The 13433-nt window shown below is 70.9% G+C and carries 15 protein-coding genes; 9 read left to right on the forward strand and 6 right to left on the reverse strand.

Features of this window, described 5'->3' with window-relative positions; translation table 11 throughout:
* The first annotated feature begins 151 nt into the window (after positions 1 to 151).
* The 3 genes from D3218_RS11125 to D3218_RS11135 are packed head-to-tail and all read left to right on the forward strand — an operon-like array spanning position 152 to position 3280.
* Positions 152 to 1357 carry an aspartate aminotransferase family protein gene (locus D3218_RS11125; RefSeq protein ID WP_119540144.1) on the forward strand — a complete coding sequence of 402 codons (1206 nt, stop codon included), beginning with the start codon at positions 152 to 154 and terminating at the stop codon, positions 1355 to 1357.
* A complete protein-coding gene (gene argF / locus D3218_RS11130; protein ID WP_119540145.1) occupies positions 1354 to 2289 on the forward strand; it encodes an ornithine carbamoyltransferase in 936 nt (311 codons plus the stop codon). Before D3218_RS11125 ends, argF begins: the two co-directional genes overlap by 4 nt.
* Entirely contained in the window at positions 2282 to 3280 is a 999-nt protein-coding gene (locus D3218_RS11135) for an Hsp33 family molecular chaperone (protein ID WP_119540146.1), read from the forward strand. The genes argF and D3218_RS11135 overlap by 8 nt, the downstream gene beginning before the upstream one ends.
* 15 nt (positions 3281 to 3295) lie before the next feature.
* On the opposite strand, the gene D3218_RS19730 is transcribed toward D3218_RS11135, so the two are convergent.
* A complete protein-coding gene (locus D3218_RS19730; RefSeq protein WP_168990482.1) occupies positions 3296 to 3451 on the reverse strand; it encodes a hypothetical protein in 156 nt (51 codons plus the stop codon).
* A 180-nt stretch (positions 3452 to 3631) separates the two neighbouring features.
* Here D3218_RS19730 and D3218_RS11140 point away from each other — a divergent pair, with 180 nt between their 5' ends.
* The 3 genes from D3218_RS11140 (at position 3632) to D3218_RS11150 (ending at position 7081) form a co-directional block, all read left to right on the forward strand.
* Positions 3632 to 4348, forward strand: a complete 717-nt coding sequence (locus D3218_RS11140; protein WP_119540147.1) for a GntR family transcriptional regulator — start codon at positions 3632 to 3634, stop codon at positions 4346 to 4348.
* A 34-nt stretch (positions 4349 to 4382) separates the two neighbouring features.
* Positions 4383 to 5582 (forward strand): mannonate dehydratase, encoded by a 1200-nt coding sequence (gene uxuA / locus D3218_RS11145; protein WP_119540148.1) that lies wholly within the window; start codon positions 4383 to 4385, stop codon positions 5580 to 5582.
* A gap of 89 nt (positions 5583 to 5671) precedes the next feature.
* Positions 5672 to 7081, forward strand: a complete 1410-nt coding sequence (locus D3218_RS11150) for an FAD-binding oxidoreductase (RefSeq protein ID WP_119540149.1) — start codon at positions 5672 to 5674, stop codon at positions 7079 to 7081.
* A 27-nt stretch (positions 7082 to 7108) separates the two neighbouring features.
* Here the strand turns inward: D3218_RS11150 and D3218_RS11155 are convergent, their stop codons facing one another.
* The 5 genes from D3218_RS11155 to D3218_RS11175 all read right to left on the reverse strand — a co-directional run bounded on the left by D3218_RS11155 (position 7109) and on the right by D3218_RS11175 (position 11517).
* The gene (locus D3218_RS11155; protein WP_245415007.1) at positions 7109 to 8365 is read right to left on the reverse strand and encodes a serine hydrolase domain-containing protein; all 1257 of its coding nucleotides are present in this window, start codon (positions 8363 to 8365) and stop codon (positions 7109 to 7111) included.
* A 73-nt stretch (positions 8366 to 8438) separates the two neighbouring features.
* Entirely contained in the window at positions 8439 to 8969 is a 531-nt protein-coding gene (locus D3218_RS11160; protein WP_119540150.1) for a retropepsin-like aspartic protease family protein, read from the reverse strand.
* Between the two features lie 113 nt (positions 8970 to 9082).
* Positions 9083 to 9712 carry a uracil phosphoribosyltransferase gene (gene upp, locus D3218_RS11165; RefSeq protein ID WP_119540151.1) on the reverse strand — a complete coding sequence of 210 codons (630 nt, stop codon included), beginning with the start codon at positions 9710 to 9712 and terminating at the stop codon, positions 9083 to 9085.
* 81 nt (positions 9713 to 9793) lie between these two features.
* Positions 9794 to 10987: a phosphopentomutase gene (locus tag D3218_RS11170; RefSeq protein WP_119540152.1), complete on the reverse strand. Its 1194-nt coding sequence runs from the start codon at positions 10985 to 10987 to the stop codon at positions 9794 to 9796.
* Positions 10988 to 11070: 83 nt separating this feature from the next.
* A complete protein-coding gene (locus tag D3218_RS11175) occupies positions 11071 to 11517 on the reverse strand; it encodes a pilus assembly protein N-terminal domain-containing protein (RefSeq protein ID WP_119540153.1) in 447 nt (148 codons plus the stop codon).
* Between the two features lie 243 nt (positions 11518 to 11760).
* Between D3218_RS11175 and D3218_RS11180 the strand changes: the two genes are divergently transcribed.
* The 3 genes from D3218_RS11180 (at position 11761) to cpaB (ending at position 13433) form a co-directional block, all read left to right on the forward strand.
* Positions 11761 to 11940, forward strand: coding sequence for a Flp family type IVb pilin (locus tag D3218_RS11180; protein WP_119540154.1), 180 nt, complete (start codon positions 11761 to 11763; stop codon positions 11938 to 11940).
* A gap of 52 nt (positions 11941 to 11992) precedes the next feature.
* Positions 11993 to 12484 carry an A24 family peptidase gene (locus D3218_RS11185; RefSeq protein WP_119540155.1) on the forward strand — a complete coding sequence of 164 codons (492 nt, stop codon included), beginning with the start codon at positions 11993 to 11995 and terminating at the stop codon, positions 12482 to 12484.
* A 127-nt stretch (positions 12485 to 12611) separates the two neighbouring features.
* Positions 12612 to 13433: a Flp pilus assembly protein CpaB gene (gene cpaB, locus D3218_RS11190; RefSeq protein ID WP_119540156.1), complete on the forward strand. Its 822-nt coding sequence runs from the start codon at positions 12612 to 12614 to the stop codon at positions 13431 to 13433.

Here is a 13433-nt window from a genome sequence, read left to right on the forward strand (position 1 = left end):
TGACAATCGGCCGCCGCCGCGTGGTATAGCGGGGCTGCCGCCTCGCCCCGCGCGCGTGGCCCGTCGCCGCCTCTGCGGCGCGGCGGCGATCCCCGACGGACCGCTTCGAGCCGTCGCCCCGAACCGCCCTTCAACCCAAGAAGCCAGCCCCATGTCCGAGCACGACAATCCGCTTTTCGCCACCTTCGCCCGCGCGGACCTTCGCGTCGAGCGAGGAGAGGGCGTGTGGCTCGTCACCGAGGACGGTCGGCGCTTCCTGGACTTCACCGGCGGCATCGCCGTCAACTCGCTCGGCCATGCCCATCCGCATCTCGTGGCGGCGCTGACCGACCAGGCGTCGCGCCTGTGGCATGTGTCCAACCTGTTCCAAATCCCGGGCCAGGAGCGCCTCGCCGCACGCCTTGTGGAGGCCTCCTTCGCCGACAAGGTGTTCTTCACCAATTCGGGCGCGGAGGCGCTGGAATGCGCGATCAAGACCGCGCGCCGCTACCAGTACGTGTCGGGCCGGCCGGAGCGTTTCCGCATCCTCACCTTCGAGGGGGCCTTCCACGGCCGCACGCTCGCCACCATCGCGGCCGGCGGCCAGAAGAAGTACCTGGAAGGCTTCGGGCCCAAGGTCGAGGGGTTCGACCAGGTGCCGTTCGGCGACATCGCCGCCGCGCGCGCCATGGTCGGCCCGGAAACGGCGGCGATCCTGATCGAGCCGATCCAGGGCGAGGGCGGCGTGCGCGCCGCGCCGCCGGAGTTCCTGCGCGAGCTTCGGGCCCTGTGCGACGAGCACGGCCTGCTCCTGGTCTACGACGAGGTGCAGACCGGCATCGGACGCACCGGGCGCCTGTTCGCCTACGAGAACGCCGGGGTCGAGCCCGACATCCTGGCTTCCGCCAAGGGCATCGGCGGCGGCTTCCCGTTGGGCGCGTGCCTGGCGACGGCCGAGGCCGCCAAGGGCATGACGGCCGGCACCCACGGCACCACGTTCGGCGGCAATCCGCTCGGCATGGCGGTCGGCAACGCGGTGCTCGACGTCGTGCTCGCCGAGGGCTTCCTGGAGGACGTGCGCCGCACCGCGCTTCTGTTCAAGCAAAGCCTCGCCTCGCTGAAGGACCGCTACCCGGACGTGGTGGAGGACGTGCGCGGCGAGGGGCTTCTGATCGGAGTGCGCCCGCGCGTGCCCAACGGGCAGTTCGTGGAGGCGCTGCGCGGGCACCTGCTCCTGGCGGCGCCCGCCGGCGACAACGTGGTGCGCTTCCTGCCGCCGCTCGTGGTGTCGGCCGACGAGGTGCGCGAGGCGATGGAACGGATCGAGGCGGCGGTGGCGGACCTTTCGGCCGGCGCGAGCGAAAGCTCTGCCGCATGAGCGCCGCGACCTCGACCCCCCGCCACTTCCTCGACCTGTCGGCCGTCGCGCCCCAGGACCTGCGCGCCATCCTCGACGACGCCGGCGAGCGCAAGGCGCTCGGCCGCGCCGCCCCGCGCCCGCTGGAAGGGCGCATGCTGGCGATGATCTTCGAGAAGCCCTCGACGCGCACGCGCGTCTCGTTCGATGTGGCCATGCGCCAGCTCGGCGGCGAGACGCTGTTCCTTTCGGGGTCCGAGATGCAGCTCGGGCGCGCTGAGACCATCGCCGACACCGCGCGCGTCCTGTCGCGCTACGTCGACGCGATCATGATCCGCACCACCGAGCATTCGCGCCTCCTGGAGATGGCGGACGCCGCCACCGTGCCGGTGATCAACGCGCTGACCGACGACACCCACCCCTGCCAGATCATGGCCGATCTCCTCACCTTCGAGGAGCATCGCGGCTCCGTGAAGGGCAAGACCTTCGCCTGGACGGGCGACGGGAACAACGTGCTCAACTCGCTGATCGAGGCGGCCGGTGCCTTCGACTTCTCGCTGCGTGTGGCGACGCCGCAAGGCTCCGACCCCGATCCGCGCTACGTCGAGCGCGCGCGGGCGGCCGGCGCGCGCCTTCATCTGACGCGCGAGGCGGAAGACGCGGTGGCGGGCGCCGACTGCGTCGTGACCGACACCTGGGTTTCCATGGGCCGCGAGGCGGAGGCGCGGGGGCACAACGTCTTCCTGCCGTACCAGGTCAACGCCGCGCTGATGCGCCACGCCCGCCCCGACGCGCTGTTCATGCACTGCCTGCCGGCCCATCGCGGCGAGGAGGTGACGGACGAGGTGATCGACGGGCCGCAGTCGGTGGTGTTCGACGAGGCCGAGAACCGGCTCCACGCGCAGAAATCGATCCTCGCCTGGGCTTTCGGTGCCGTTGCCGCCCATGGTTGAGCACGGGACGGAACTCGGCGAGTTCGGCTTCGCCGGCGACGACGCGGTGGTGCCCTTCGCCGTCGAGGCGCTGGACGCGCGCGGGCGCGCGGTGCAGCTCGGCGACATGGTGGACACCATCCTGGCGCGCCACGACTATCCCGAGCCCGTGGCGCGGCTGCTGGCCGAGATGATCGTCCTCACCGTGCTCCTCGGCACGTCCTTGAAGTTCGACGGCAAGTTCATCGCCCAGACCCAGACCGACGGTCCCGTCGACCTCCTGGTGGTGGACTTCGCCATGCCGTCCAGCGTGCGAGCCTATGCGCGCTTCGATGCCGACCGGCTGGCCGAGGCGGCGGCGGCGCGACGCACCGATCCGGCGGAGCTTCTGGGCCACGGCATCCTGGCCCTGACGATCGACCAGGGCGCGCACATGCAGCGCTACCAGGGCATCGTGGAGCTGTCCGGCGACACGCTGGAGGCGGTCGCCGAAACCTATTTCCGCCAGTCCGAGCAGATCCCGACCACCGTGCGGCTCGCCGTCGCGCGCATGTCGCGCCGGCGCGACGGCGGGGGCTTCGCCGAGAGCTGGCGGGCCGGCGGGCTGATCGCGCAGTTCCTGCCCGAGGCGCCCGAGCGCATGCGCCTGGCCGACCTGCCGGGCGGCGACGCGCCGGAAGGGGCGGTGTCCGAGATCTTCACCGAGGACGACGCATGGACCGAGGTCCAGGCGCTGGTCGGCACGGTGGAGCCCTCCGAACTCGCCGATCCCGACGTCGGCGTCGAACGGCTGCTGTTCCGCCTGTTCCACGAGCGCGGCGTGCGCGTCTTCCCCGCCACCCCGGTGCGCGACGACTGTTCCTGCAACCGCGAGAAGATCCGCGGGGTGCTCGACGGCTTCTCGGCCGAGGATCTCGAGCACAGCACTGAAGATGGCCGCATCCACGTGACGTGCGAGTTCTGCGGCGAAGGCTACGACTTCTCGCCGGACGAGTTCAGCCCGAAGTCCTGATCCCGGCGCGCCGGCTCATAGCCCGCCGTAGCGCTGGACGAGGTCCCACGCGCCCTTCGCGAGCGCGATCGTCGCGAACCCGCCGCCCGCCACCACCGCCGTCAGCAGCAGCAAGGTGGTGCGCCGGTCACGTGGGCTCTCCGGCTGCTTGTCGTCTTTCCTGGTCGTCATTCCGCCAATACGGCGTGCCCCGCGTCCGGGTTCCCCGATGTCTTTCCGGGCTTGTGCCGCGCGGCGCACCGGCGGCGCGCGGTCGTTCCAGCGACGGCGGTCTCCGCAGCGTCGCCCTTGGCACCGTCGTCGCACTGGCATACTAGTATGCCACGATGTCTCGCTGTTCTCGCCTCATCCATGACGGCCGATAGGTTTCTCGACCCGCCGAACCGGGAGCCAGCCGTCGCCGCGCAGCCGCGTCGCCTCACCTCGGCCACCCAAGTCTTCGAGGCGCTGCGCGCGGACATCGTGTCGGCCCGCCTCGCACCGGGCACGCCGCTGGCGGACCGTGGGCTGGTGGATCGTTTCGGCGTCAGCCGCACGCCGGTGCGCGAGGCGCTGATCCGGCTCGCCGAGATCGGACTGGTGGACGTGCGGCCGCAGTTCGGCACCTTCGTCTCGCGCGTGCCGGTGCGGGCCATCCCGGAAGCGGTGCTGATCCGCAAGGCGCTGGAAGGCGTCACGGTGGACAAGGCGGCGGAGCGCGTCGCCACCGGTCGCCTCGACGCCTTGGAGCGCGCGATCCGCAGGCAGAAGGCGAGCGCCGCGGTGGGCGACAACGACGGGTTCCACGAGGCCGACGAGGCCTTCCACGCCGCGATCGCCGATCTCGCCGGCCATCCGGGCATCTGGACGCTGCTCCTGCAGGCCAAGGTGCAGCTCGACCGCGCGCGGCGCCTGACGCTGCCGATCCTCGGACGCGCCGAGCAGGTCGTCGTCGAGCACGAGGCGATCCTGCGCGCCATCGCGGCAGGGGATCGCATCGGCGCCCGCACGGCGATGGAGGGGCATCTCGGCGCCGTGATCCCGGATCTCGCCGAGATCCGCGCGCGCCATCCCGACTATTTCATCTGACGACGGCCTGCAGGGACCGGGAAGGGGAGTATCGATGCGCCAGGGCTGGAGATGGTTCGGACCGGACGCCAACGTGACGCTGGACGAGGTCCGGCAGGTGGGGGCGACCGACGTCGTCTCGGCGCTGCACGAGGTTCCGATCGGCGAGGTCTGGACGCGGGCGGCCGTGGAGGCGCGCCGCGACCTGATCGAGACGACGCCGCCCGGCCGCGCGCCGCTGCGCTGGTCGGTCGTGGAAAGCATCCCCATTCCCGATGCGGTGAAGCGGACGGGGGGTGCCGCGCGGGCGGAGATCGACGGCTGGATCGCCAGCCTGGAAAGCGTCGCCCGGGCCGGCATCGGGATCGTCTGCTACAACTTCATGCCGGTGGTCGACTGGTGCCGCACCGAGCTCGACCACGTGACCGACACGGGCGCGACGGCGATGCGCTTCGACTTCGAGACCTTCGCGGCCTTCGAGCTGCACATCCTCCGGCGGCCCGGCGCAGAGCGCGACTACGCGCCCGAGGAGCAGGCGCGCGCCCGCGCCCGGTTCGAGGCGATGGGCGAGGGCGAGATCGCCGCCCTCACGCGCAACATCGCCAGCGCGCTGCCGGGCTCCACCACCGAGCCGATGACCATTCCCGGTTTCCGCGACAAGCTGGCCGAGTATCGCGACGTCGACGCGGCGCGTCTTCGCCGCCATCTCGTGGAGTTCCTGGAGGCTGTGACGCCGGCCGCCGAGGCGTTCGGGGTCAAGCTGACGCTGCACCCGGACGATCCCCCGCGCCCGCTCTTCGGCCTGCCGCGCGTCGCCTCCACCGAGAAGGACTACGCCGCGCTGTTCGACGCGGTGCCCTCGTCCGCCAACGGCATGTGCTACTGCACCGGCAGCCTCGGCGTGCGGGCCGACAACGACCTGCCCCGGATCGCCCGCCGCTTCGCCTCGCGCATCCACTTCGCGCATCTGCGCGCCACCCGGCGCGAGGCCGACCCGCGCTCGTTCCACGAGTCAGCGCATCTCGAGGGGGACGTCGACATGGTCGCCGTGCTGCGCGAGCTGGTGGCCGAGGACGGCAAGCGCGGCAGGAGCGAGACGATCGTCTTCCGCTCCGACCACGGCCATCGCATGCTGGACGACCTCCACAAGGCGGTGACGCCCGGCTATCCCGCCACCGGCCGCATGCGCGGGCTGGCCGAGCTTCGCGGCATCCTCCACGCGCTCGGCCACCCGCCGGAGCGACCGGCCGCGTGAGGGCGCGGCGGGCGACCCTTTCCAGGGTCCGGTTCGGCCACTAGACAGTGGGCGGGATCGCCGCGGAGGCGGCTGCGGGAGATGCGGACATGACGGAGCTGGCCGAGCGGCTTTCGGACATCCTCGGGCCCAAGGGTTGGATCCCGGCGGCGGATGCAAGGCCGTGGACCCGCGACTGGCTGGACCGCTACGGCGCGCCGCCGCTCGGCGTCGCCCGGCCCGCCGCCACGGCCGAGGTCTCGGCCGTGCTTGCGGCGGCCCATGCGGCCGGCGTTCCGGTGGTGCCCCAGGGCGGAAATACGGGCCTGTGCGGCGGCGCGGTGCTGGGCGCGCCGGGCGGCGTGATCCTGTCGCTCGCCCGGATGGCGGCGCGCGGCGAGCCCGACGCGGCCAGCGGCTCGATCGAGGTCGAGGCCGGGCTGGTGCTCCAGGCGTTGCACGAGGCGCTGGACGGGTCCGGCCTGATGTTCCCGATGCACCTGGGCGCCGAGGGCAGCGCGCAAATCGGCGGCCTGATCGGCACCAATGCCGGCGGCAGCCACGCCTTCCGTTTCGGCATGATGCAGGATCTCGTGCTGGGGCTGGAGGTTGTGCTGGCCGACGGCACGGTCTGGAACGGCCTGCGGGCCGTGCAGAAGGACAATGCCGGCTACCAGCTCCGCCGGCTGTTCTGCGGCTCGGAAGGCACGCTCGGCGTCGTCACCCGCGCCGTTCTGAAGCTCCATCCCGCGCCCCGCCAACGCGCGACGGCGCTCCTGGTCCTGCCCGATGCGGCCGCCACGGTGGCCTTCGGCACGCGGCTGCGGGCGGAGGCGGGGGACGTGCTCACCGGACTGGAATTCTTCAGCGAGATCGGGCTCGAACTCGCGCTGCGCCACATCCCGGCGCTCTCCTATCCGCTGGGGACGCGGGGCGGCTGCTACCTCCTGGTGGAGGTCGCCAGCGCCTCCGACTGCATGCCGCTGGAGGACATCCTCTCCGCCACGCTCGAATGGGGCATGGGGGAGGGGCTCGTGCTGGACGGGACGATCGCCGCCTCGCAGGCCCAGCGCGCGGCCTTCTGGCGGCTGCGCGAGGAGCAGCCGGAGGGCCAGCGGCTGGAAGGGGCGCAGCTCAAGCACGACGTCGCCGTGCCGCCCGGCCGGATCGCCGAGTTCCTGCGGGCGGCCGGTGCGCTGTGCGAGCGCCTCCTGCCGGGCGTGCGCGTCAACCCGTTCGGCCATCTGGCGGACGGCAACGTCCACTACAACCTATCGCCCCCGGAAGGGGCGGCGGACTTCGACGGCAGGGCCGGCGAGATCGGGCTCGCCGTCGCGCGGCTGGCGACCGGGATGGGCGGCAGCTTCGCGGCCGAGCACGGCCTCGGGCAGGCCAAGGCTGGGCTCGCCGACACGCTGCGCTCGCCCGAGGAGCGGCGGCTGATGCGGGCGCTGCGCCGGGCGCTCGATCCCGGCGAGACGCTCAACCCCTGGGCGTTGGCGCCGGCGGACGGGGGGTAGAGCCGATCCGCCCCTCGCCGGCCACCCTCAGTCGAGCGCCGCGGCGACTGCGTCGAAGAACACCAGCGGATCCACGGGCTCCTTGCCCACGGGTTTGGGCTGCGCGCCGAAGGTGACGATCACGACGTCGCGCTTGGGATTGATGTAGATGTTCTGCCCCTGGATGCCGATCGCGGCGAAGGCGCCGTCGGCGATCGACGGCTCGGTCCAGCCCGTCCACCACATGTAGCCGTAGTCGAGCTTGGAGCCGTCCTCGAGCGCGGTCGGGCCGGCGGCTTCCCGCACCCAGCCGTCCGGCAGGATCGAAGCGCCGTCGATCGTCCCGTTCTCCAGGAAGAACTGGCCGAAACGGGCGTAGTCGCGTAGCGTCGCCGAGATGCCGGAGCCGCCGATCTCGTGCCCGTCCGGCGAATCCAGCCACCAGTTGGCGTCCGCCTCCATGCCGTAGGGCACCCAGATCTTCTCCGACAGGTACTCGGCCAGCGGCTTGCCGACCGCGCCGCGCACGACCTCGCCGAGCACCTGCGTCTCGCCGGTGGAGTAGTTGTTGGCGGTGCCGGGCTCGGCCGCGCGCGGCAGGCTCGCCATCAGCTTCATCGCGGAGCCCGGCTCCTGCGAGACCTGCGCCTTCAGGAGCGCGCGCCGGTCGGAGGCCGGGTCGGTATAGGTCTCGTTCCAGCGAACGCCCGAGGTCATCGTCAGCACGTCGCGCAGGGTGACGCCCTCGTAGGCGCTGCCCTTCAGGGCGGGCACGTGGTCGGTGACCGGCGCGTCGAGACCGGAGAGCTTGCCCTCCTTGATGGCGATGGCGGCGAGCGTCGAGGTGATGGACTTCGCCACCGACATCGACATCCAGCGCGTGTCCGGCGTGTTGCCGCGCTGGTATGTCTCGAACGCGACCTTGCCGTCCTTCAGCACGATCATGGCGGTGAAGCTGTCCAGCGCCATCACGTCGAAGAGGTCGTAGGTCTTGTCTCCCTCGGTGAAGACGACCTCGCCGAGCGGCGTCTCGGCTGCGGGGAGCGCGCGCACGGTGCCGCCGGCCGCGATCGTGCGCGTCGGGAACAGGCGGTCGATGTTGCGGAAGGTCGACACCGCCTGGTCGGGCAGGAGCTTGCCTTCGTAGACCTGCGTGACCGTCCCGATCGGCTCCTGCGCATGCGGATAGTCCGCCGCCCGGCTCGGCGCCGCAACCAGCACCAGGCCTGCCAGGGCGCAGGCGATTCCCGTTCCGCTGCGCGCCCGCGCGCCCGCCGTCCCCACGATCCGCTTCCGCATCGCCATCTCCCCTCCGAATCAACGTGGGCAGTGTTTCCCGGCTAAGGAGCGGAAGGCAAGGCAGGACGGGAACGCGCGTCTACTGCGACAGCGTCAGCCGTCCGCCTTCCGCCTGGAAGCGCGCGAGGCGCTTCAGGAAGCTCATGCCGAGGAGCGTCGTGCCGGGGCCTTGCCCCTGCAGCACCATGACGTCGACGTCGAACAGCTCCACCGGGCCGATCGACAGGCGCCGCACGCTGGCGAGCGCGGCCCGCACGCTCCCCTGCGCCGTCTGCGCCCGGTACACGAAGTCGGATGGCCCGACGCGCAGCCCGAGGCGCCGTGCCGCGTCCTCGCCGAGCGCCACGTAGGTCGCGCCCGTGTCGATCATCACGTCCTCGTTTCGCCCGTCGAACCGGGCGAGGGTGCGGAAGTGGCCGTCGGCGCCCGCTTCGAGGCGGACGGTGCGGCCGGTGGCCGGCGGCAGGGCAGCCTCCACGACGGGTCGGGGCGAATCCAGTCGCTCCACCTCGCCCTCCGAGACGAGGTTGGCCCGGTAGCGCTCGAAGGCGGAAGGGAAGACGAGCGCGATCGCCGTGGCGCCGACGAGAAGGGGAAGGAGCTTGGACATCGGCCGGCATCCGGGACTGGCGCGCCGAAAGCGCCGCGCCGGTCCAGCCTGAACCAGCCGGGTTGCCAAAGCGTTGAGGCGCGCGAACCTCGCGCGGGGCAGGGGGCCGGCGGCTACTTGGTGCCGTACATCCGGTCGCCCGCGTCGCCGAGGCCCGGCACGATGTAGCCCTTCTCGTTGAGCTGCCGGTCGATCGCGGCGGTGAAGACCGGAATGTCGGGATGGGCGTCGCGGAAGCGTCGGATGCCCTCGGGCGCCGCGAGCAGGCACAGGAAGCGGATGTTGCGCGCGCCCCGGCTTTTCAGCATGTCCATGGCGGCGGTGGCCGAGTTCGCCGTGGCCAGCATCGGGTCGACCACGATGATGAGGCGGTTCTCCAGATCCTCCGGCGCTTTGAAGTAGTATTCCACCGGCTGCAGCGTCTCGTGGTCGCGATACAGGCCGACATGAGCGACGCGCGCGGCGGGCACCAGGTCGAGCATGCCCTCCAGGAGCCCGTTGCCGGCGCGCAGGATGGAGGCGAAGACCAGCTTCTTGCCTTCCAGGATGGGCGCCGTCATCGGCTCCATCGGCGTCTCGATCTCGACTGTGGTGATGTCGAGGTCGCGCGTCACCTCGTAGCACAGGAGCGTCGAGATCTCGCGCAGCAGGCGGCGGAAGCTCGCGGTCGAGGTTTCGCGTTTGCGCATCAGGGTCAGCTTGTGCTGGACCAGCGGATGATCGATCACGGTGACGCCGTCCATGCGGATGTCCCTTCGGCTGATGTCTGCCCCAAGCCTCTAGTGCCTGCGGCCCGCGCCGCCAAGGTCGCGGGGTCCGGGCGTCTACAGAAAGCTCGCCCCGTGCGGGCCGTGCGGCAGGCCGAGATGGGCGGCGACGCTCTCGCCGATGTCGGCGAAGGTGGGGCGGGTGCCGATCGAACGCGGCCGGATGCCCGGCCCGAAGCCGAGCACGGGCACTCGCTCGCGCGTGTGGTCGGTGCCGGGGAAGGTGGGATCGCAGCCGTGGTCGGCGGTGAGGATCGCAAGGTCCCCGTCCCTGAGGCGCACCGCCAGCTCGGGCAGGCGCCGGTCGAAGGCCTCGAGCTCCGCCGCGTAGCCGGCGACGTCGCGCCGATGGCCGTGCACGCTGTCGAAGTCCACGAAGTTGGCGAACACGAGGTCGCCGTCGCCCGCCTCGTCCACCGCGCCGAGAAGCGCGTCGAACAGGGCCATGTTGCCGTTGCCCTTGCGCACCTCGGAGATGCCGCGATGGGCGAAGATGTCGCCGATCTTGCCGACCGCCGTCACCCGGCGTCCGGCGGCCAGCGCGCGGTCGAGAAGGGTGGGCTCGGGCGGGGGAACGGCGTAGTCGCGGCGGTTGCCCGTGCGCCGGAAGGTGGCGGCGGTTTCGCCGAGGAACGGCCGGGCGATGACGCGGCCGATGTTGAGCGCGTCGACGTGCCGGCGCGCGATCTCGCACAGGGCGTAGAGCCGGTCGAGACCGAAGGCGGTCTCGTGGGCGGCGATCTGCAGCACGCTGTCGGCGGAGGTGTAGAGGATCGGCATGCCGGTGCGCAGGCTGCGCTCGCCCTCGGCCGCGATGATCTCGGTGCCGGACGCATGTCGGTCGCCGAGGATGCCGGGAAGACCGGCCTCCCGCACGATCGCGGCGACGAGCGCGGAGGGCAGGCAGGGCACGGTGTGCGGAAAGTAGCCCCAGTCGAAGCGCACGGGCACGCCCGCGATCTCCCAGTGGCCGGAAGGGGTGTCCTTGCCGCGGCTGATCTCCTCGGCCGCGCCGTGCAGCCCCGCGGGCGCCGGGCCGTCGTCGAGACCGGCGGCGGCGAGAAGGCCGAGGCGTTCGAGGTGCGGGATGGCGAGCGGACCCTTTCGCAGACCCGCCCTGTCGGCCCGACCGGCGAGCGCGGCCGCACGGATGTGGCCGAACGTGTCGGCGCCCGAGTCGCCGAAGTCGGCGGCGTCCGGCGCGTGGCCGATGCCGAAGCTGTCGAGCACGATCAGGATTGCGCGGGCCAAGCGTCCCTCCTCTTGCGGGCCTCCCTTCGGCGACGAAAGCGGCCGATCCTGGGCGGCCCCGGATCGGGCCGCGCGCGGGCCGCTCAGTTGGCCGGCTGGGACAGGCCGTCGTGCTGCTTGACCTGGTCCACGGCCACGCTGAAAGCGCCTAAGTCGTCGCCGATCACGACCTTCGGCGCGCAGATCGGCGAACAGGAATAGGTGGTCCTCACGTCCTGTCGATACACGCGCACCGAGTGGTCCTCGACGCTGGAAACCAGAACGCTGTCGTCCAGCATGACCTCGCCGTCGTTGTCGAGGACCACGAGGTTGGTCACGCCGTAGGACCGCCCGGTCAGCACCAGCGTGCGCGAATCGTGGATCGTGATGTCGGCGATCGAGGGGTTGCCGATGATCACGCTGGCCGCCTGTCGCGGGATGCGCAGGATCCGAGCCTGGTCGATCGGCACGGTCAGGCCGTCCGTGCTTCCGGCCTGCGCGACGGAGGGACCGGCAAGAAGGACGACCGCTGCGAGAACGACGTGACGCATGGAACAGACTCCGCCGGTCGCAAGATGCCGGCAGTCCAATTCGTAATGCCGCGATGATTAAGGAGAGGTTGCCTCACTTCGTTTGCAATGCCTTCACCATGGCGCGAGCGGGAAAGGTTTCACGCTTTCTTAAGGGTGTTCCTTAAGCCAGCGGAAAACGCTTCCCGGTAGTGTGGGACATACCGAACGACGGACGATGTCGGGTCGTCGGGACTGGTTTCCATCGAACGGGCAGGAGTTTCCATGTTCAAGCTCATCAAGCGTTTCCGCAAGAACGAATCCGGCGCGACCGCGATCGAATACGGTCTGATCGCCGCTCTCGTCGGCATCGCCATCATCACCGGCGCGAGCGCGCTCGGTTCGTCTCTGAGCAGCACCTTCTCCTATATCGGCACCGAGCTCGACGGCGCCCGCCCGAACTAACCGATATCACTACGAAGGTTAGCTGACCCGACGAAGAGGAGGACCCGTTTCCATGGCAGCGGTCCTCCTTTTCGCGTTTCCGATCGCCATGGTCCTGGCCGCGGCCACCGACCTCGCCTCCATGACGATCCCCAATCGGCTGGTCCTGGCGCTGGCGCTGGTGTTCCCGGCCTTCGCCCTGGCCGCCGGCTGGCCCCTGCCATCCGTCGGGGTGCATCTCGCGGCGGGCCTCGCCATGCTGTGCATCACCTTCGGGTGCTTCGCCGCCGGCTGGATGGGCGGCGGGGACGCCAAGCTCCTGGCGGCGGCCGCGTTGTGGCTCGGCCCGACGCCCACGCTACTGACCTTCCTGGTCTGGACCTCGGTCCTCGGCGGCGTCCTGACGCTGGCCTTCGTTCTCGCCCGGACGTGCCTTGCGCCCACCACCGGCGTGGCATCCCTGGACAGGCTCCTGCGCGCCGACACCGGCATTCCCTATGGGGTGGCCATCGCGGGCGGGGGGCTTCTCTCGGTCCCGGCGCTGCTGGCGACGCTGCCCGCCTGACGGTCCGGTTTACGGTTCCTCACCCCGGACCGCCCGCGTCAGCAAAGCGTTAACCATGCCTTGAGGATTTATCCTCCATAACGCCTCATCGGTCGATTTCCCCGAGACCGCAAGAGGAGTTGAGAGGATGCAGGCAGCCCGCTTGGCGATCTTCGGCGTAGCAGCCGTGGCTGCGGTCGGGGCCGGTTTGCTCGCACTGAACCTCGGCAAGGCACCGCCCGAGCCGATCATCATCTCCGCGCAGCCCGTCCAGCCGCCGATCAAGCTCGTGGAGGTCCTCGTGGCCTCCAAGGACATCGGCATGGGATCGGCCACCGCCGGCGCGCTCGACTGGATGAAGTGGCCCGAGGACGGCGTCACCGAGACGCTGATCCGCCGCGACAAGCGGCCCGACGCCATCGACGAGCTGAAGGGCACGGTCGCCCGCCAGAGCTTCTTCTCGGGCGAGCCGATCCGCGAGGCGAAGCTGATCCACTCCGATCGCGGCTTCATGTCCGCGATCCTGCCGACGGGCAGCCGCGCCGTCGCGGTGCAGATCTCGCCCGATACCTCCGCCGGCGGCTTCATCCTTCCGAACGACCATGTCGACGTCATCATGACGCGCGCGCGTCCGACCGTCGAAGGACAGCCCGCCAGCTTCGACACCCAGACCGTCCTGAAGAACCTGCGCGTCCTCGCCATCGACCAGACGATCGAGGAGAAGGAGGGCGAGCGGGTGGTCGTCGGCTCCACCGCGACGCTGGAGGTCGATCCCAACCAGGCCGAGGCGCTGACGGCGGCCCAGCGCATGGCGGACCGGCTGGTCCTGTCGCTGCGCTCCCTGTCCGACTCCGTACCCGGCTCGCCCGGCTACGCCGCCTTCCTGCTGGAGCAGGCGAAGGGTCCGAGCCACAACGAAATCCGCCTCGTCCGCTATGGCAAGACGACCAACCTGACCGCGGGGAACTGA

This window comes from Aureimonas flava, assembly GCF_003583935.1.
GTDB lineage: Bacteria > Pseudomonadota > Alphaproteobacteria > Rhizobiales > Rhizobiaceae > Aureimonas > Aureimonas flava.